The following is an 18,979-nucleotide window of genomic DNA, read 5'->3' as shown; positions in this document are numbered from 1 at the left end:
AATAAGAAGAAAACAAGAGGCTCACTTCATCTCAAACTCATAATTTCCCGCAGAGTCTGGCCAAAAAGTGGGAGCATTCCGGGCAAACAGTTATTACGCTTTTTGCAAACTTATTTTTGTTTCAAGTTGTTTAATGATAAAGGTAGAAAAGTCCTCTTTGACGATCTCTTCGGTCTGGCACAATGCTCCCGGACTAAAAACGTTGATTTCCATAATACGGTCGCCAACGATATCCAGACCGACAAAATACATTCCATCCTGAATAAGTTTATCCTTGACTTTGTCTACCATTAACAACAATTCGGGCGTAATCTGCGCTGCTTGGGTCTTAGCGCCCTGATGTACATTGCTCCGAATCTCATTCCCCTGTTGTACACGATGAACTGCCGCAAATTTGCCATTGATTAATATCGGCTCGCCATTTAATAAAAAGAATCGGATATCTCCCTGAGCAGCTTCATGAAGATATTCTTGTCCAATCACATATCCATCCCGCGCAATAGCCTCCACCGTCTGTTTGAGGTTCTGCTGATTCTCCTTATTGATCAGAAAAACGTTTTTACCACCAGAGCCTTTTAAAGGTTTTAAAATGATGAGTTTATTCTGCTTCTCAAAAAAATCGACCACATCGGCATAGTTTCTGGTCACAATCGTTTTTGGTCGGATCGTCTCGTCAAAACCCTCAAGATATAATTTGTTACTTGCCCGACTCAAACTATCTGGATCATTGATTACCTGAACACCTTTTTCCTTTAATAAAGATGCGAACTGCAAAGCAGATGAAGCCGCCCAAGGACGGTTAACCATATCCAATACAGGGTCGAACCTCAGCCAGACGACATCCATGATCTCCAATTCCATCTTTATCTTTTTGCAGTTACGCAGCGCCTCCATCAACGCTTTGGCCGACATGATGTGCTGCTCGGGCAATACGGCACGGACATGTGCCGCGATGTGGGCTGATTCATAATAAAAATCTGCTAAGCCAATGTAATAAATTTCATGTCCCAGCTGATGCGCTTTTAAAGCAAGAAGGGTGGTCGTGAAACGCTCGGTTTCTTTGTGGGTTTGATTAATAACGAATGCAATCTTCATAGAGTTCCACTTATTGTATCATTTGAAATATTCCTTTATTTTCCTTTAACGTCGACAAGACGTCCGTATAGGGGGATGTGAGGTATCTCGGAGTCAGTACCGGTTCCTTGAGCATTCCTTTAAGCATTAATTCCTCAACAATGGGAATATAGTCTTCCCGAATCTTGCCCATGGTCAATAAGGTAAGATCACGGCCAGTTTTGATATAATTGATCAATTCGATCAAGCCACTTAAGTACAATGCATCCTTGGTAAGCCCACCGCTTCTATAAACACGCATGGTCATCTGAAAGGCGGTCTCGGGAATAAACCGATGCTTGTCTACCAACAGGAAGAATGTATCCAAGAACGTATTTCCTTGCTGCATGTGGTGTACGGCCACCACACGTCCCGCAAGTATGCGCAACCTGTTGTTGGTTAATCCGCCCACCAAATATTCAGCAAGTACAGCCAGTCCTTCCTGAAGTTTTTCGTAACCGGGGACGCCTAGCCTAAAAAGACTAAACGGTTGCTGTTTGCCATTGTAATAGGTCACGATATGGGTACCCACTTCATGCTGAATCAATGCTTTTACCCTACTGCGTGGTAAGCTATACTGCTTACTGATATTCAGCACACCTTGGTTTACCATAACCCCGTAGATATCATCCCGAAGCCTGACGGTTGTCCCAAAGTTGGGCTCTTGCATTTTGAGATAATTCAGTTCTTCCTGTGCGAGCTTTGCAAACTCATCAGCGTACACCACATCCTCCTCTCGGCCCCTATTCTCTGTATCTGTCGCTGTAATGGTCAAAATAGCTTGTGCTTTCTCCAGAAGTTTTTCGTTTACCGTACCAAAAACTTGCATACTGCCCAGCAAAAAGCCTTCTTTCCCACGCTCACTGAGCATGCTCATCATTTGATCCAATTCCTTCCGTTTGTCCCGAAATAAATACGCAATCGAAGGATCGTACAGATCTTCAATATGTAGGTTATATAGATTGCGCTTGATAATATCGGGGTCAATGGGCATTGGACGATAACGGAAAACCGGAACTTTACGATAACTCCCCTTTTTGAACTGTAGCCAGGCATCATAGGAATTAGTAGGCGTAATCAACAGGAGAAAATCAAATCTCTGGCTTTCACGAGCCAATTTTTGATCAATCTCCCATGCCAGGGGAAGCATCTTTTTAGGATGGCTTATTTTAAACGATGTAGGCTTCGAAACTGTATGTATCCGGATAAATTCAAAAAAAGTCTTTGACAGACTCCTGGATATAGCTTCCCGGAAATGACGGAGATCTATAGGCAATATCTGCTGATTGGAACCGAGTAGGTATTTGGGCTTGATCTCCAAACCCATATACAAGATATTGCTATTTAAATTGTCAAGCTGCACACTTGCCGGAGAAAGACTCTGCGTAGCGCTGGATTTTGAATCGGTTATAATCTCCACTTTTGCAATAGACTCCTCCGAAGTCAATTGTTTGCCCAGATACTGTGCGATTGCCTGTACATTTTTTCGGGCAATATGAATTTGAATATCCTCTTCCTGCCCTGGACTTGCTGTCCAGGCCTCAATAATCAGACAGGCACCAAACTCTTCAACAAGCTGATTAAGTATAGGACCGATCCAGTCCGAGACATTTAATTCTGGATCTTTAACACGAAAATAAGCAGGTTCGGATTTCACTAGTTCGGCCAGCATCGGGTCAGGGCTGAAAAACTGTCTATATAAAAATATATAGGGAACGACCTGGTTAAACACCAACTTATTTTTGGGAGGTATCTGAACATGAAAAACCTCTTTGCTCTTAATTTTCTTTAAAACAGCCGCCAGCTGCCGCTCCTTATTTTTCATAGGCAAAATAAGATTCTAGCGTTTCCATAGTTTGCATCAATAACTGCTTGTATTCCTGAAGCTTCTGTGGAAAAACCTGCCCTGTCCATTCATTCATGAAATCTTTACGAAATTCTATAGAAAAGATGCACCCCTTATCACCAAACTTCGAATTTAGATACGCTGACAGAAAGCCACCTTTAAATTTGACATTTTCACGCACATCATATGTCTGTCCATCTTTACCTTTTTTAAGGATATCCAGTAAAGAGTTTGTCAATGCACGCCACTTATCCCGATTATGGGAGGTCCCAATATTGATCTGTGGATTACTGCTCCTGTCAAGTGTCGCTGTAGGACCATCGCGCAAAGCATTATAACTATGGATATCAAATATGACAAAATAACCGAAACGGCTGATCGTTTCCGAAATTTGCAACTCTATTTCCTTATAGAGATCATCATAGATATCATAGATCTGTTTTTTTATATGCGAGGGCAATTCATTGTGCCAGACCTTGATTCCCCAAGATTGTTCGGGACGCAGATAGAGTGCCTCTCCTTTATTCCGATTGAGATCGATCTGAAACCTGGAAGTGCCACAGACAAAGCGGTTACATGGCAGTTCTGCCAAAATTGCCGTATACGGATCTTCCTCACGCAGCCGATCTTGAGGAGAGATAGCCATATAGGGTGCTAATGCTGGATCAACATGATGTCCGTCATGCACGGCAAACGCCCAGAAAGGACTCTCCTGATTGTCAATTTGATAAAGATATGTTAATGGCATGTATTCTATTTAAAACAGTGTACTGATCTCTTTTGACTCCATTCAATAAACATTTGGACACCACAAAAAGTTTGGAAATAATCTGCGGTCCAAATTGCTATAAATAGATAGAGCAACAGGTCAAAAGCGTTAAAAACCGTTAAACCGGAAAAGAATTCGTGGTATTGGCATCCAAATTGAAAGTTACTTACCAGTTTCATAAGTTTAGGTTAAAAATTAGTTAGTGATAAAAAAGCTGTTAGTATACCCTACTAGCGGCTTTTTTTATTTTCTAAAAGGAAAACATACCAATTGATGTGCAGTTAATCGAAAATCAATATAGAAATACAAAAAAATGTTAAAAAGTATAAAAAATAGAAATTGGTGAAACATTTTGACTTCTTACTACGTTATACTAGTACTTTTCATAAATTTAGGTTAATAATTGGTTAGGATAACTCCTGAAGTTCCCCGCTTCAGGAGTTTCTGTTTCAAGCAATTACAACACGGCTACGACTATAAATAGCACCCCGTAGAGGAGAATCTGTTTGAATTAAGATGTCGTATTTAACCGCCCAACGTTGACCATCTACCACAGTATTTTATATTAACAATAAAATGACAATTAATTCATTCTAAGAAAAAGAACTGGCATAGCAATTGTACTATTTTAGTCATTCATAAATTTAGGTTAATAATTGGTTAGTTAAAACACTTGAAGTTCCCCGCTTCAAGTGTTTTTCGTTTATAAACATCGTTACATCATTAAAGGAGTTGCTTCAGCGCTATTTCATAAGCTCTGGATGATAACCCTATGCGTTCTGCCGAAGCGTCTCTTATTTTCTTCAACGCTTCAAAAATAGTCCTTGAAACGTCTGAAAAGATAGCGTCGTCACTCATTTCAATATTCCTTTGCATTAAATAGGCAAACACTCGTGCCATACCACAATTGGCTATAAAATCAGGTATTACTGCGACATGCTGGTCGGCAAACTCCATAACTGGGCCGTAAAATATTTCCTGATCAGCAAAAGGAACATTTGCGCCACACGCGATCAGCTCGAGTCCATTTTCCATCAGTTGCTGTATCTGATCTTTTGACACCAGGCGCGACGCTGCTGCCGGCACAAAGATTTCGGCCTGCAATGTCCAGATCTCACTTTGTATTTGCTCAAAAGGAATCAGGTTATCCGTATACAATTGGTTTCCCCGTCTATCCAAAAATAACTGGTTAATAACAGCTTCACTAAAGCCGTCCGCATTGATCACTCCACCGGCACGGTCAAGGATACCGACGATCCTGACCCCAAGTTTACAAAGATAGAAGGCCGCCGCTGCAGCAACATTCCCCCAACCTTGGATAACCGCCCGCTTACCATGACAGCTATTTCCAAAAAGCGCGTAATAATGACGAATGGATTCAGAGACACCATAACCGGTAATCATATCTGCAACTTTATATTTGCGTCTGAGGTCCGGACTATAAGAATTGTCCTCCAGTACCTTCGAAACCCCGTACCGCAACTGACCGATTTGGTGGATGCGATTGCTCTCATTGACTTTGAAATGGCCGTTTAATATGCCTTCTTGCGGATGCCACAAACCGTACTCCTCAGTTAGCGGTATTACGTCATGGATCTCATCTATATTCAGATCTCCGCCAGTACCATAGTAGTTCTTCAACAAAGGGGTGACTACTTTAAACCAGCGATCTAAAACCTCATTCTTACGCGGATCCAGTGGATCAAAGTCTATTCCCGACTTGGCACCGCCTATAGCGGGACCCGAAACCGTAAACTTTACTTCCATAGTTTTGGCCAAAGACTCCACTTCATGCCGGTCCAAGCCTGCGCGCATCCGCGTACCACCACCGGCCGCACCACCACGCAATGAATTGATAACAACCCATCCTCGGGCTTCTGTTTCACTGTCTTTCCACTCAAATACGATTTCCGGACTCTTGTGCTCAAATGCACCTAACAATTCTCTCATTGCCATCACGTTTTATAGGTTCCCCCTCCGTTCCTGCTCCCGTTCTATGGCTTCGAACAATGCCTTAAAATTGCCGGCCCCAAAACTTTGTGCACCTTTTCGCTGAATAATTTCGTAGAATAAAGTGGGTCGGTCTTCCACTGGCTTAGTAAATATCTGTAATAGATAGCCCTCTTCGTCTCTATCGACCAAAATACCCAGCTCCTGGATCACGCGGATTTCCTCATCTATGTCACCCACCCTATCCGGCAGCATATCATAATAGGCTTCTGGCGGAGCGGCAAGAAATTCAACACCACGGGCTTTAAGTTCCTTTACAGTGCGTACAATGTCTTTCGTTGCCAAAGCGGCATGTTGTACCCCCTCACCTTCATAAAATTCGAGATATTCTTCTATCTGGGACTTCTTTTTTCCTTCAGCGGGTTCATTGATCGGAAATTTGACATAGCCATTTCCATTGCTCATGACTTTGCTCATTAAAGCCGAGTACTCCGTATTGATCTGCTTATCGTCGAAGGAAAGTATATTTACAAATCCCATGACGTCCTGATACCACTGGACAGCCTCGTTCATCCTGTTCCAACCCACGTTACCTACACAATGATCCACATAAAGCAAGCCCGTTTCTGCCGGATTGTAATTGCTTTCCCATTTTTCATATCCCGGCATAAAGGCACCTGTATAATTCCTCCGCTCCACAAATAAGTGCACAGTTTCACCATAGGTGTAAATTCCGGCGGTCCAGACCTCACCGTGTTCGTCCTGAAGTAACTGGGGTTCCTGATAGACTTTCGCGCCCCTTTTGGTAGTCTCTTCAAATGATTTCCGGGCATCATCCACCCACAATGCCAAAATTTTCACCCCGTCGCCATGCTTCTTTACATGTGCTGCGATGGGATGATCTGATTTTAACGCAGTGGTAAGAACCAAACGTATCTTATTTTGTCTTAAAACATAGGATGCACGATCCCTGACGCCAGTCTCGGGTCCAGCATAGGCCTCCGACTGAAATCCAAAGGCTGTCTTGTAATAATGTGCGGCCTGCTTGGCATTACCGACATAAAATTCAATATAATCCGTTCCGTTGATAGGTAGAAAGTCCTGCGCTTGGGCAATCTTTTCCGCAAATGTATTCGCCATAATTTTTATAAGGTTATTCTTTGTGTTTCAACTAACTCATCCAGGATCTAAAATAATCCGGATCTTCGATCTTGAGCGCTTCTACAGTCAGCATCAAGGGACGAAAAGGATCGATCATCACAGCAAGCTCCTCGGTTTTGGTCTGTCCAATGCTCTTCTCTACTGTACCGGGATGCGGCCCATGCGGGATGCCACCGGGGTGCAAAGTGATCTGTCCTTTCTCTACCGATTTGCGGCTCATAAAGTCGCCGTCGACATAATACAATACCTCGTCCGAGTCCACATTACTGTGGTTATAGGGTGCTGGAATAGCATGCGGATGGTAGTCATACAGACGTGGACAAAAACTACACAGCACAAAAGTATCTGTCTCAAAGGTCTGATGGACAGGTGGTGGCTGATGTAGCTTACCCGTAATGGGCATAAAATCATGAATAGAAAATGCCCATGGAAAATGATATCCATCCCATCCGATGAAATCAAAAGGATGGCTCCCGTAGATATAAGGATAAATTAAGCCCTGCTTTTTTATCCTCACCTCATAATCACCTAATTGGTCAAAAGTTTCCAGATCCTGTGGCGTTCGGATGTTCCGTTCAGAAAAAGGCGCATGCTCCATTAACTGGCCAAACTCATTCCGGTACCGTTTGGGAGTACGAACCGGAGAAAATGATTCAACAAGAAATAAACGATTATCCTCCTGATCAAATTCCATCTGATAGATGGTACCCCTAGGGATCACCAAATAATCGCCATACTTGAACGGAATAGCCCCATAACCTGTCTTCAACCTGCCTGTTCCCTGATGTATAAATATAACTTCATCAGCCTGGCTGTTCTTATAAAAGTAATCCTGCATGGAGCAGCGTGGAGCAGCCAGCGAAATATGCAGGTCTTGGTTGACCAAAACAGCTATTCGGCTTTCGAGATAATCATCTTTAGCCTCCACTTCGAACCCTTTTAAACTAGTATGCCTGAGATGCTTCTCTCTGGCAATTTTCGGAGTGACATCGTAAGGGGCATGAATCTGTTTCACCAGCGTAGGCGGGTGGCAGTGATATACTAGGGAGTAAAGACTTGAAAAGCCATGGGTGGAAACAAGCTCCTCCGCATAAAGCGTATTGTCGGGCTTTCTGAAAACAGTATGTCGCTGTGTTGGAATCTGCCCCTGTCTAACATAAAATGGCATAATTCTACGATTTAAAAGGTTATTAAAATAAAATCAATATCTGAGCCGCCAATAGGATCATTGGCAAAAAGTTCGAAGAGATTAGTATTGGGCAAAAACGATCTCAGCAATAATTGCTCTGTTAAAAGCAATATAAGCTATAGCTGGAGCAAAGTAAAAAAAGCCGCGGGCGATCATTTCTAAAGTTTATAATGTAATAATAAAGGTAAGCATAATTTTCTATTTTCAAGGGAAGAAATATTTTTTTCAAAACTTATCCAATATATTTGTGTCACATGTAAACATTGAATAACCAATACATATTCCAATATGAAAATCGTTACCTGCACAAAAAACGGTCAACACGAACTGGCCATCTTGATCGATGATCGGATATATCTCTGCCGGGACATAGATCCCGGGCTCCCAGGCGATATGGCCGGTTTTCTGACCGGGGGTGATGAAACGATGAACCGCTTACGAGACTATCATAATGCTCTGGCTGACGGCAGTATGACCAGCATATATCATCCCTTGCAGGATATCCAGCTTGCCGCCCCCGTCCCCAGACCCTCCTCCCTACGCGATGCTTACGCTTTCCGACAACATGTGGCCACCTCCAGACGAAACCGTGGACTGGACATGATCTCCGAATTTGATAATTTTCCTGTTTTCTACTTTTCCAACCATCAGGCTATACAAGGCCCCGGCCCAATACGATGCATGCCATTACATCTTGAACAGCTTGATTTTGAACTCGAGGTAGCCATCGTCATCAATAAAACTGGCATCAATATTCCGGCTTCACAGGCCGATGATTACATCGCCGGTTACATGATCATGAACGATTTCAGTGCTCGAAAACTGCAAATGGAGGAGATGAAACTAAGTTTAGGTCCGGCCAAAGGAAAGGATTTTGCTACAGCGATAGGCCCATGGCTAGTGACCAAGGACGAATTGGCCCCTTATAAAATCAAACCTTCCGAAAATCATATTGGTGGCAAATATGATCTTGATATGTCTTGTTGGGTCAATGGTCAAAGGGTATCCTCTGGTAATCTTTCGACAATGCATTGGACATTTGCCGAAATCATTGAACGAGTTTCCTATGGTGTACAACTTGTGCCGGGGGATATCATCGGTTCAGGAACCGTGGGCACAGGCTGCTTTCTCGAACTCAACGGCACGGCACGGATAGAAAACGCTACTCACCGCGACCAATGGCTTCAGCCAGGAGACCAAGTCGAACTGCAAGTAACAGGTTTGGGTACACTTTACAATTCCATCGAATTATACCACGCATAAAAAAAAGAAAATGAACTCCTCACTTTTTGAAACTGTCACATTTGAAGCTTCCGCAGACCAGGCTATTGTCGATAATTTAATCAAATACGCCGTTGCCCCCCGGCCAATCTGCTTTGCAAGTACTATAGACAGCTTGGGGCATGTTAATCTGAGCCCTTTCAGCTACTTTAACCTCATGTCTCATCAGCCTCCTATATGTGTGTTCTCTCCTTTGCGTCGCATGCGGGACGGAAGCACCAAACATACATTGGACAATCTCAAAGAAGTCAACGAAGTCGTCATCAATATCGTAAATTATGCTATGGTACAGCAACAATCGTTGGCAAGCACAGAGTACGCCAAGGAAGTCGACGAGTTTGACAAATCAGGATTGACGCCCATCCCTTCCCTCTACATACGTCCACCGCGGGTCGCAGAGTCCCCAGTTCAGCTGGAATGCAACGTCAGAGAAATTATTGCCTTAAGCGATAAGCCGGGAGCAGGAAATCTTGTGATCGCAGAAGTATTATATATGCACGTGCACAAAACTTTATTGCAGCATGACAACACGATCAAACAAGAACAGTTGGATTTGGTCGCCCGTCTCGGTGGAGACTGGTACTCCCGGGTGAGCAGCGAAAATCTCTTTATTGTTCCCAAACCGCTCCGTAGCCTCGGTATAGGTGTAGATCAATTACCTGAAAGCATCCGGTTGTCAACGGTGCTCACAGGCAATCATTTGGGTATGCTGGCGAATGTAGAATCTCTACCCAGATTAGATCACATACAGCTAGAAGATAAATATCTTCGGTATCTCCAGCTCAACTTTCAGCAAGATGCTGTGCGCATGAAACAAAAAGTACACGAATACGCTGCTCAACTATTGGATAAAGGTCAACTGGAAAAAGCATGGCAGGTATTGTTGAGCATTTAAACGAATTTATATGCTCGACAATACCTACTGATTATTTAACGCTTCGTCTTTCGCTATGCGTATCCCGTCTTCTATCAGCTTTGTCAGATCGGGCTTTATCGAAATGAAATAACGTAGTCTGTCTTCAGCAAGATTTGCAAGATCTAGTTCCTGATGTGCCCATGCAATTTCATACAGTTCCACCAAAGCCAGCCAGGTATCGGTAGCTTCCGCTGGGAGCTGTTCGAAAAGTGTCATCCAGACTCCCCGGTCAAAAGTACCGATGCGAAATGCCCTAATAGCATCATACAAAGCAATCAATCCACGGTAGGCTTTCGGAACTTGAGGCATGGTTGCAGCAGAAGGTGCATCCTCTGAAATACACTCATATGCGTCCTTATCAGCTGCTCCAGCGAAAACGGAAATGATTGTCGCCCCCACTGCCATATCGTAAGTCCCCCATTCGGATTTGAAATAGATTTCTTTTCGTCCATTTCGGGACACGGCACAGTCTTCGAATGACATCATTACAATTTTTTCTTCCCGGCGCAAAACATGCAACAGTATCCCGTTTACAACAATCCCCGAAGTAAACTGCAACACACATCGCTGTCGCTCAACAATACCGTAAACGCGCAGATCCCCATCCGAGAAATCCTCCAGATTCTTACCGCTTTCTTTCAGCGTTCCGACCGGTGAACCAAATCCATCTATATGATAATTGATGCCATGGCCGTCCAGTTGCTTGCCTGCGTATGCCAGCGCCGTAGGACCTGCTGTCCGTATATAGGAAATCGACGCGTCTGTATTGGCAGACTGAAAAACCCCTGACACCTGTAGGCCCGAGCTATATTCTGCTGTACATACGGCCCCACAGTCGATCGCTTTCTCCAAACTCTGTTTACCGCCGACCCGAAAGGCCATCGTATCCGCGAACTGGTCCAATACGTTAACCAAATGCTCGAAATCTGGTGTAACAAACAGTTGTGGCTGCGGCTGAGTAATATCATAAGGGTAAGCGACCGCAGCTAGATCGTAAGGTAATTTCGGGATGGATTTTTGCATACAACTTGCGCTCTCGCCAATGGAAGACAGCAATCCTGCACCATAAATTTTTGGATCTTCAAGGCTACCGATCAGGCCATACTCAACAGTCCACCAATGTAACCTGCTTAGCAAGGCCATTTCTGAGGCCTCTCCCATATTATCCTGAACCATTTTAAGCCGCGCCTCGGCGTCTGCCAATTCATCTTCCGTTGTACCAGCCTGCTCCTTTAAGATCGATAGATGACGAATGGCCTCATACAGTTCGAGATCCTTACGGGAAGAAAGCGCTTTTGTCCCGATTTCGCCAAAATACTGTAAGTAGGCCGCATAATCAGGTTCTCCGATGATAGGTGCGTGTCCAGAAGATTCATGAATGATATCGGGAGCCGGAGTATATTCAATATGTTCCAGCTGTCGTATGTCCGCTGCAATAACCAATACCCGATGTGCCTGAAACTCCATGAAAGCAGCAGGTGGTATAAAACCGTCTACCGTTACCGCCCCCCATCCAATCCGTTTGAGACTATCATTCATCTCTTGAAGATCCGGAATATGCTCTATTGACAGCCCCGCTTTCTTTAACCCAGGTATATAAGGATAATAGGCCACATCTTTCAAGAAAGCGTAGTTCTGCCGCATCACATAGCGCCATAAGGCCTGATCTAGCGCAGTATATCGTTCGTATTGTTGAGGCACGACATAGCGTTTTAAGTGTTTTGGCAACTGCGCCAGCACAGCATTGTTATATGTTTCCATTTATAATCGGTTTGAAATAAGCGTGAGCCTGTATATGAAGGTAGTAAATATTTATGACTTCCAAAAGTATAATGGTTTATTATTATTCAGTTTATCAAAATATATTTAATGTATACACTTAAAAATATTACTAAACAAACCTAAAAAAACTTCTTTTACCCAATTTAATTCTAAAGCCATCATTTAACGAGACAGGCATATCAGGCGCTGTAAATTTATTTGAATCAATCTGTACGCCACCCTCACATATCAGGCGGCGTATAGCTGACTTGCTTAGGTCCTGCTTCAGCCAATGGCAAAGATCTATTAACTTGGGGGTTTCACCGACCGCAGCCCGAATAGCCGACAGGGAACGCTCTTCAAAATTTTTGTCGTTAAATGATTTTTGCTGAAAGCGCTGTTCGAAAAATTCCATGGCCTCAGCAGCTTGCTGCGGATTATGGTATTGACACACTAAATTATGAGCTATGATTTTTTTGATCTTCATGGGATTGTCGCCCGATTCCAGCCTGAACTTCAATTCCGCTTTCTGTGTCTGATCAAAGTCTGTCGTCAGATCGAGATATTCGTGGATTAAGCTATCCGGAATCGACATTGTCTTACCAAACATATCATCGGGTTTGTCCAGTAAACCGATGGTGTTATGCAGAGACTTACTCATTTTTTCTTTTCCGTCCAGACCTTTAAGTAGTGGCATACATAGCACCACTTGCGGGTCCATATCGAAAGACTCCTGAAGCTGTCGCCCCATTGTACAGTTAAATAACTGGTCGGTCCCTCCCATCTCGATATCGCTTTTGACATGCACCGAATCAAATCCCTGCAGGATCGGATAGACTAATTCATGCATAGCAATGGGTTGATTGTCATTAAAACGCCTGTGAAAATCGTGACGCTGCATAAGCTGCGCTACGGTGACTTTCGACATCAGCTGGATTACTTTAGTAAAACACAGCTTATCCAGCCAATCTTCATTAAAAACAACACGCGTCTTCGACACATCGATAATTTTGGACAACTGAGCGATGTAAGTGGCAGCGTTGTGCGCAATTTCCTCGCGATTTAAGGGTTTGCGGGCTTTGTTTTTTCCTGTGGGGTCACCGATACGCGCTGTAAAGCTACCGACAAGCACGACCACCTGATGCCCGAGTACCTGAAACTGTCTTAACTTCTTCAGGACAACCGCATGCCCTAAATGTAGATCCGGCGCGGTAGGATCAAACCCAAGCTTAATGACAAGGGGCTTGCCGGTCTTGCTGGACCGTTGCAACTTAGCTTCTAGACCACCTTCAGGTAAAATGATTTCAATGTTTTCTTTTAAATCTGTGTTCATAGTACGATAAAAAACAAAAAAGCCCGAACTGAATGTCCGGGCTTAGCTATATACATTAATTAAATTTCTGATTTTTTTAATAGGCATAACGCTCCCGAACGATTATCGGGAGATAATAATTAAAGAAAAATGGCAAACGCAATATATTGTTCATTGTTTTCATTGCAGTAGCAAAATTAGCTATTATTTTTCACATACAAAAACGGATCGCAAGCACGCGCTGATTTTTATGGGTATTCGCTATTTGCAGTTATGCACCGTTGCTTTTTTTGGTCTGCTGTTCCAACAATATACCTTCTGCGTTATAAACATACTTTTCATGAGACTGTTTTCCTTTTTTGTGAACAATTCGTTTTACGAGCAACTGGTCTTTAAAATACTCGTGACAGATTGAATTATTCATTTTATAGATCCGTTCGCTTAAATTATTCTGATGATATAGATCGGTATAGTAAACGTCGTTTTTTCTATAATAATGTTTTACTAACCTTCCTTCCCTATCAAAAGATTTAGAAGCGGACACCTGGCCGCTTCCATCGAGTTTCGCCCTGAACAGCAACCGGTTGTCAAGACTGTAATCAGATCGGGTATGGTCAAAGTCATTCTCAATGGTATAATAGCTATCATAAAAAGTTTTCAGAACTGTCTTCTTCGCCTGAGGATAATAAAACACACGTTTTTCCTGGCTTATTCGACCATTTTTATAGTCCCGCCGCAGGCTTGAAGTATCCGTAAAAACATATTGAAAATGCAGCAGTTCTCCAGTTTTTACGATCATTTGCTCCAGTATCCCATGCCTTGTCCGCACAATGCCATGCTGATCACCTTTCTCAATCTTAAAGCTTCCTTCGATCAACCCTTCTTTACCTACATGCACAAAAGCATTAGCCGCACCCATAAACTGATTGTGCTGTACGATATAGTTCCCCTGCTTCAATTTAACTGCTCGTCCACTTTCGATTATTCTGACCGTATCTTTTGGGGATTCAGATAAATGCAGACGATATTTGCTTTTATCCAGTCGGACATACTCCTGCGCAAAAGTAAGCTGGCCTGCGCATACGCAAAAAATAAATATGAGATATCTCCATTTCACCATATTGTAATAAAATTGTTGCAAATAATACAATACAATTATTGCACCAAACTTGGGACACCGTCTATTACAGGCTTTAAAGAACTACACATCGCCTTCGACTTGCATACAAGCAATAAAAAAAGGGATAAATATTGATCAAATACTTATCCCTTTTCTGCCATGCAGCAGTAATTGGAAAGCTAGACAGATTCTAGATATTGCGCATAACAGTAACCTTCTTCATTATCCTTGGTTCTCACCAGCCACCATTGGTCATTGGCTTTGCTGATCAATGTAATGATTTCACCTTTGGCTGCTTTTCCCACGATAGGCTGATCCGTGCCAGGTCCTTTTCGGATATTTAGATTGCTATTTTCCGTAATAACCTTAACCTGACTCCCGGGCACTTCGGTGGCAACATCGACATTCAGGACCACATCACCCGATTGAAAGTTCGGATCTATATGACCATAAATTTCCCAGAGCTTGTTTTTTACATCAGCAGTCGGAGCTGTACCTCTGATCTGTAGTACACCGTCCATCTCAGCATAATTGAGATCGTTAACACCTGAAGACTGTGCGGTGTCCAAAAGGACTTTATATTTTTCTTGCAATGACATAATGTTCAATGTTTTAATTATTTGACAACAATACCACTCAAATCAACTTTTTTGGGATTCAGATTGTCTAAACCTTGTTTCAGTGTAACCACTTTTGCCTGTTCCAATGTCCCGGTTACGGTAATGATACCATTTTTGACGCTCGCCTGAACAGAGGGAAAATCTTTCATAAAGGTATTAACGGCCGCTCCCAGGACAGCATCGTCGTTGGAAGTTTGGATAGGTGCCGGTGTTGCCGAAACGGGAGCGCTAACAATAATATTATTTTGAATGGACTTCACATCCTTATCTCCCGCAGTCTTCGCGATGGATTCTATTTGCTGCTTCTCCTCCTCAGAAGCTGCCGTACCACTTAGGATTACTTTTCCTTTTTCGACCTCAACATCAACCGTGTTACGGCCGGTTAACGCGTTCTCTATCTTTTCTTCTAGTTTATCATCAGACAGACCTGATTTACAAGCAGAAAAAGAAAGTGTCGCAGACGCTGCCAAAAGACAAAATGTTAATTTACAAAATTTCATATGTACACAATTGTTTTAAGAGCTTACGGAATATAAAGACGAACAACATCCACATTCCTATGCCCGATAGTAATTAATTATTTCCAACAATAACTTTAACAAACAGCCACAACAATTGTTTGCCAGATAATATTTAATCAGGAATTCACTTGGCGAATCATAATTATATCGTTAAATTTAAAGCAGGCGTTTAGATTCAGGTACTACTGAACGCTCGATTGAACTACGACAACTATGCGCTTTTTGAGTAATATTTTTGGCAGAAAACACAACAAAAAAGATAATATACACGAGTTTTGGACATGGTTCTTAAAAAATGAACAGGCATTTTTTCATAGTGTCAAAAATAACGACCAAATTGACCAAAATTTTTTCAGTAAGCTCAGCCCTAAAGTAGACGCCTTGCGGAAAGATCTCTACTTTCTGACCGGCATGTATAATGAACACGTCGCAGAGCTGGTCATTACGCCTGATGGGGTTGTCAAAAACATCGCCTTTGTCGAAAACCTAATCGAATCTGCCCCAGCACTTCCAAATTGGAAATTTACAGCACTGAAACCTGCTTTCGACGATATCGAAAAACTCAAGATTACGATGTACGGATTTTCGTTTGACATCAATGACATGTTCTTCTACCCGATACTTCATACCTATCGGCCAGATGAAGTGGATATTGTCATCGTCCATCCTGATTACTCAGAAAATGAAAAAGCAAACATTACACACGGAGTAGAAATATTCTTGGACAACTATATCGGAGAACTGAACTCAATCATTTCCATAGACAGTTTGAGTGTTACATCCAAGGACATGGCCACGGGGGAGCTGATTCCGCTGACCAAGCTAAAGGACTATTTAATCTGGCGGGAAAAGGAATTTATCGAGAAATATACACACCTAAAACACGATACCGACCTTGATTCATACACCGCCTTCGAAGGTACTATGCAAAATGGCAGCCCTATTCTGGCAGTAATCAATACTGCCTTACTGGACTGGGACGGCAAAGCATCACATCCATGGATCGCTATATTGCGTATTGATTATGATGGCACGACTAGCCATGGAATGCCTGATCAGCAGACTTACGGTTTAATGGATAAATTTGAAGAAGACTTAATGCTTAGCTTTCCTCCCGATATCGGAAGCCTCAACATCGGGCGTGAGACAGCAGACAATATTCGGGAAGTTTACATTGCATGTACAGAATTCAGAAAGACATCCCACATCATTGATCAGCTTATCATTGTCTATCAGGACCAGCTGCAGATAGATTATTCAATCTATAAGGACAAGTACTGGAGATCCTTTAATAGATTTTGTAAACAAGTTGATTAATCATTGTTGCTTTCGTTCCTCTACTAAAGCCAATAACGCTTGATAAGGCGTTTCGGAGGTAATACGAGATCGCATCCAGGCAATAAAGCTCAAGACAAACAAATCTTGATTCTCGACAGCAGACGCCATCTGTTTGACCTCGTCGACGAATACGGCGCATTTTATCACTGCCGGATCCTGAAGATAACTTTCAACCAACTTTAAAAAACGGATCACCCGCCCCTCCTTCACCATTTCCAGGTATTTTTTATATCGTCGTTTAAAGCTCCTGACCCGAGATGCTGCCACGTCTATATTCCCGTTTTGTATGTGGAGCAATATCTCCAATAAATTTTTGCGTATAGTCCACAACATACCCATTTTCTTCTCATACCAAGAGTCTGTCCGCATCATTTTCCTGAGCTCTGCTAACGCATCCTGATCCTGGAACTGTGTCAAGAACATGACCAAACAGAGCTGTAAATCCGCGAGTTCTGCCTCGTTTGTCTGTCCCCCAATTTGCTGTATACCCGACCGCAAGAATGTCAGACCTTTGTCTCCCGCCCCTAAATAATGATAATTCAGCGCCATTAGCAGGTAATAGCGGCTGCGAAACTGCTTGCCATAAGCAATCCCTGTCGACATGCCTTCCTCCAGCTCTTGCAAATACTCCAAGCTATGACCAAACAAACCGTTACGAAAATTAAAATTGGCGAGAAAATAAAGGATATGCAAATAGTAGAACATATGATGCACTGAATTCGCGCGCTGCTGCGCAACAAATTCATCACTTATTTTCAAAAAGGATTTCACAAGCGCATAATTCTGGTGTATTGTTGCATACTCGTTGGCAATGTATAATATTTGATAAAGTGACTTAAAAGACAATAGTTCGCTTAATGAAATCGCATACTTGCGGAGAGCACCGGAGACAAGATTATTTAAGTCAACAATTTTGGCTTTCAGGTGGATATCCTGCAGCTCCGACCTCAAAAACGCATACGCAATCTCAAATTTAGCTTCCTGCTGCATTTTATTTTGATTGCACATCAAACGCTCAATCAGTATTTCTAAATTGGCCTTTGGATCCAGATACGCATATTGCAATCTCGTTTGCAGAATTTCATTGAGCAGACTGAACTGCTCAAGCAACTGCGCTTTTTGCTCAGCACGATGAAGACATTTAAATCCGGCTTTCGGCAAATGGTTTTCCAGTAGAAAACGGCCAACAACCAGTAGACGTAGAGCTTCATGTGCTTCGCTGTTATCCCGCTCAAACACCTTATTAGAAAGAAAAAAAAGCAGACTATCATGTAGCCTTTTCCGTAGTGCATGGTATGCATCTCTATTTTTTGACGTTCCATAAAGTTTTTCTAGCTTATTTATATCATCAGTTTTTATAAAATCAAGCAACTGAAGATTCTTCACATCAGTCCGTTTATTTTTCCTTTTTAAAAACGTCTTAAAATCCTTAATATCATCGATATTGAAAAGATCGATCAAGTCCGAAATAGAATCCATAATATACAAGATTAGTGAAAATATAAGATAAAACAACAAAATATGTCATCAGTATTATCAAGAAATTCATTTTCACGGATCAGCCAAGCTATAGATATTTGATCCAACAAATAACAACAATAAAAATTTACATTATGGAACCGCTAAAAAACACGATCGAAGAAAAAAATTTGAAAACTGATTCAAACGCAAGAAATCCATTAAAACCTACAGGAGCTTTTATCGGTGCTTCGTGGACGGCACTGCTTGTCGGAACGATAGGCTACTGCATCGGGCTCTGGAATGCAAGTATGACACTCAACGAGAAGGGGTATTATTTCACCGTTTTGCTATTTGCCCTGTTTGCGGTCATTTCTGTCCAAAAAAGCGTCAGAGACAAAGCCGAAGGCCTCGTCGTCACAGAACTTTATTATGGCTTGAGCTGGTTCGCAACGATTGCCGCTGTCGTCCTACTTATTATCGGTTTATGGAACGCAGATTTGTTGCTGAGTGAGAAGGGCTTTTATGCCATGTCTTTTTCCTTAAGCATATTTTCAGCGATTGCTGTTCAGAAAAATACCCGCGATGCTAAACTCATAGACGAAAACGAAATCAAACTTTAGC

Annotated in this window: 16 protein-coding genes; 4 read left to right on the top strand and 12 right to left on the bottom strand. The window is 42.4% G+C overall.

The annotated features are described in order from the left end of the window. Positions 1–93 precede the first annotated feature (93 nt). From FGL37_RS15550 to FGL37_RS15525, 6 genes are all read right to left on the bottom strand, one after another. Positions 94–1,095: an ATP-grasp domain-containing protein gene (locus tag FGL37_RS15550; RefSeq protein WP_028069105.1), complete on the bottom strand. Its 1,002-nt coding sequence runs from the start codon at positions 1,093–1,095 to the stop codon at positions 94–96. Between the two features lie 10 nt (positions 1,096–1,105). Then, complete coding sequence (locus FGL37_RS15545; protein ID WP_028069106.1) at positions 1,106–2,938, bottom strand: peptidase MATCAP family protein; 1,833 nt, start codon at positions 2,936–2,938, stop codon at positions 1,106–1,108. Beyond that, entirely contained in the window at positions 2,928–3,707 is a 780-nt protein-coding gene (locus tag FGL37_RS15540; RefSeq protein ID WP_051606616.1) for an N-formylglutamate amidohydrolase, read from the bottom strand. The genes FGL37_RS15545 and FGL37_RS15540 overlap by 11 nt, the downstream gene beginning before the upstream one ends. Before the next feature lie 744 nt (positions 3,708–4,451). After that, positions 4,452–5,678 carry a Glu/Leu/Phe/Val dehydrogenase dimerization domain-containing protein gene (locus FGL37_RS15535; protein ID WP_028069108.1) on the bottom strand — a complete coding sequence of 409 codons (1,227 nt, stop codon included), beginning with the start codon at positions 5,676–5,678 and terminating at the stop codon, positions 4,452–4,454. 12 nt (positions 5,679–5,690) lie between these two features. Then, positions 5,691–6,818, bottom strand: coding sequence for a 4-hydroxyphenylpyruvate dioxygenase (gene hppD / locus FGL37_RS15530; protein WP_028069109.1), 1,128 nt, complete (start codon positions 6,816–6,818; stop codon positions 5,691–5,693). A 31-nt stretch (positions 6,819–6,849) separates the two neighbouring features. Then, a complete protein-coding gene (locus FGL37_RS15525) occupies positions 6,850–8,007 on the bottom strand; it encodes a homogentisate 1,2-dioxygenase (protein WP_028069110.1) in 1,158 nt (385 codons plus the stop codon). A gap of 309 nt (positions 8,008–8,316) precedes the next feature. Here FGL37_RS15525 and FGL37_RS15520 point away from each other — a divergent pair, with 309 nt between their 5' ends. Together FGL37_RS15520 and FGL37_RS15515 are read left to right on the top strand one after the other, a co-directional pair. Further along, positions 8,317–9,291 (top strand): fumarylacetoacetate hydrolase family protein, encoded by a 975-nt coding sequence (locus FGL37_RS15520; protein WP_028069111.1) that lies wholly within the window; start codon positions 8,317–8,319, stop codon positions 9,289–9,291. Positions 9,292–9,301: 10 nt separating this feature from the next. Then, a complete protein-coding gene (locus FGL37_RS15515; protein WP_028069112.1) occupies positions 9,302–10,204 on the top strand; it encodes a flavin reductase family protein in 903 nt (300 codons plus the stop codon). A 24-nt stretch (positions 10,205–10,228) separates the two neighbouring features. Here the strand turns inward: FGL37_RS15515 and FGL37_RS15510 are convergent, their stop codons facing one another. The 5 genes from FGL37_RS15510 to FGL37_RS15490 form a co-directional block, all read right to left on the bottom strand. Beyond that, positions 10,229–11,986 (bottom strand): aromatic amino acid hydroxylase, encoded by a 1,758-nt coding sequence (locus tag FGL37_RS15510; RefSeq protein WP_028069113.1) that lies wholly within the window; start codon positions 11,984–11,986, stop codon positions 10,229–10,231. Between the two features lie 130 nt (positions 11,987–12,116). Next, positions 12,117–13,319 (bottom strand): tyrosine--tRNA ligase, encoded by a 1,203-nt coding sequence (gene tyrS / locus FGL37_RS15505; RefSeq protein WP_028069114.1) that lies wholly within the window; start codon positions 13,317–13,319, stop codon positions 12,117–12,119. A 250-nt stretch (positions 13,320–13,569) separates the two neighbouring features. Next, positions 13,570–14,418, bottom strand: coding sequence for a hypothetical protein (locus tag FGL37_RS15500; protein ID WP_028069115.1), 849 nt, complete (start codon positions 14,416–14,418; stop codon positions 13,570–13,572). Positions 14,419–14,597: 179 nt separating this feature from the next. Continuing rightward, on the bottom strand, positions 14,598–15,017 hold the full coding sequence (locus tag FGL37_RS15495; RefSeq protein ID WP_028069116.1) for an SH3 domain-containing protein: 420 nt from the start codon (positions 15,015–15,017) through the stop codon (positions 14,598–14,600). A 17-nt stretch (positions 15,018–15,034) separates the two neighbouring features. Beyond that, positions 15,035–15,538, bottom strand: a complete 504-nt coding sequence (locus tag FGL37_RS15490) for a BON domain-containing protein (RefSeq protein ID WP_028069117.1) — start codon at positions 15,536–15,538, stop codon at positions 15,035–15,037. Positions 15,539–15,772: 234 nt separating this feature from the next. Here FGL37_RS15490 and FGL37_RS15485 point away from each other — a divergent pair, with 234 nt between their 5' ends. Further along, complete coding sequence (locus FGL37_RS15485; RefSeq protein WP_028069118.1) at positions 15,773–16,876, top strand: DUF695 domain-containing protein; 1,104 nt, start codon at positions 15,773–15,775, stop codon at positions 16,874–16,876. Here FGL37_RS15485 and FGL37_RS15480 read toward each other — a convergent pair whose 3' ends face one another. Then, positions 16,877–18,376 carry a hypothetical protein gene (locus tag FGL37_RS15480; protein ID WP_028069119.1) on the bottom strand — a complete coding sequence of 500 codons (1,500 nt, stop codon included), beginning with the start codon at positions 18,374–18,376 and terminating at the stop codon, positions 16,877–16,879. Between the two features lie 134 nt (positions 18,377–18,510). Between FGL37_RS15480 and yiaA the strand changes: the two genes are divergently transcribed. Then, positions 18,511–18,978, top strand: a complete 468-nt coding sequence (gene yiaA / locus FGL37_RS15475; RefSeq protein WP_028069120.1) for an inner membrane protein YiaA — start codon at positions 18,511–18,513, stop codon at positions 18,976–18,978. Position 18,979: the final 1 nt, after the last annotated feature.

It is taken from the genome of Sphingobacterium thalpophilum (assembly GCF_901482695.1).
Lineage (GTDB): Bacteria > Bacteroidota > Bacteroidia > Sphingobacteriales > Sphingobacteriaceae > Sphingobacterium > Sphingobacterium thalpophilum.
This window is presented reverse-complemented; position numbering and strand designations above follow the sequence as displayed.

What these genes read in the sequence shown, in the direction of transcription:
- FGL37_RS15515 (WP_028069112.1), top strand. Translation starts at nt 9,302, where the DNA reads ATGAACTCCTCACTTTTTGAAACTGTCACATTTGAAGCTTCCGCAGAC.
- FGL37_RS15480 (WP_028069119.1), bottom strand. Translation starts at nt 18,376, where the DNA reads ATGGATTCTATTTCGGACTTGATCGATCTTTTCAATATCGATGATATT.
- FGL37_RS15535 (WP_028069108.1), bottom strand. Translation starts at nt 5,678, where the DNA reads ATGAGAGAATTGTTAGGTGCATTTGAGCACAAGAGTCCGGAAATCGTA.
- FGL37_RS15490 (WP_028069117.1), bottom strand. Translation starts at nt 15,538, where the DNA reads ATGAAATTTTGTAAATTAACATTTTGTCTTTTGGCAGCGTCTGCGACA.
- FGL37_RS15495 (WP_028069116.1), bottom strand. Translation starts at nt 15,017, where the DNA reads ATGTCATTGCAAGAAAAATATAAAGTCCTTTTGGACACCGCACAGTCT.
- hppD (WP_028069109.1), bottom strand. Translation starts at nt 6,818, where the DNA reads ATGGCGAATACATTTGCGGAAAAGATTGCCCAAGCGCAGGACTTTCTA.
- FGL37_RS15485 (WP_028069118.1), top strand. Translation starts at nt 15,773, where the DNA reads ATGCGCTTTTTGAGTAATATTTTTGGCAGAAAACACAACAAAAAAGAT.
- FGL37_RS15520 (WP_028069111.1), top strand. Translation starts at nt 8,317, where the DNA reads ATGAAAATCGTTACCTGCACAAAAAACGGTCAACACGAACTGGCCATC.
- FGL37_RS15510 (WP_028069113.1), bottom strand. Translation starts at nt 11,986, where the DNA reads ATGGAAACATATAACAATGCTGTGCTGGCGCAGTTGCCAAAACACTTA.
- yiaA (WP_028069120.1), top strand. Translation starts at nt 18,511, where the DNA reads ATGGAACCGCTAAAAAACACGATCGAAGAAAAAAATTTGAAAACTGAT.
- FGL37_RS15500 (WP_028069115.1), bottom strand. Translation starts at nt 14,418, where the DNA reads ATGGTGAAATGGAGATATCTCATATTTATTTTTTGCGTATGCGCAGGC.
- FGL37_RS15540 (WP_051606616.1), bottom strand. Translation starts at nt 3,707, where the DNA reads ATGCCATTAACATATCTTTATCAAATTGACAATCAGGAGAGTCCTTTC.
- FGL37_RS15550 (WP_028069105.1), bottom strand. Translation starts at nt 1,095, where the DNA reads ATGAAGATTGCATTCGTTATTAATCAAACCCACAAAGAAACCGAGCGT.
- FGL37_RS15525 (WP_028069110.1), bottom strand. Translation starts at nt 8,007, where the DNA reads ATGCCATTTTATGTTAGACAGGGGCAGATTCCAACACAGCGACATACT.
- tyrS (WP_028069114.1), bottom strand. Translation starts at nt 13,319, where the DNA reads ATGAACACAGATTTAAAAGAAAACATTGAAATCATTTTACCTGAAGGT.
- FGL37_RS15545 (WP_028069106.1), bottom strand. Translation starts at nt 2,938, where the DNA reads ATGAAAAATAAGGAGCGGCAGCTGGCGGCTGTTTTAAAGAAAATTAAG.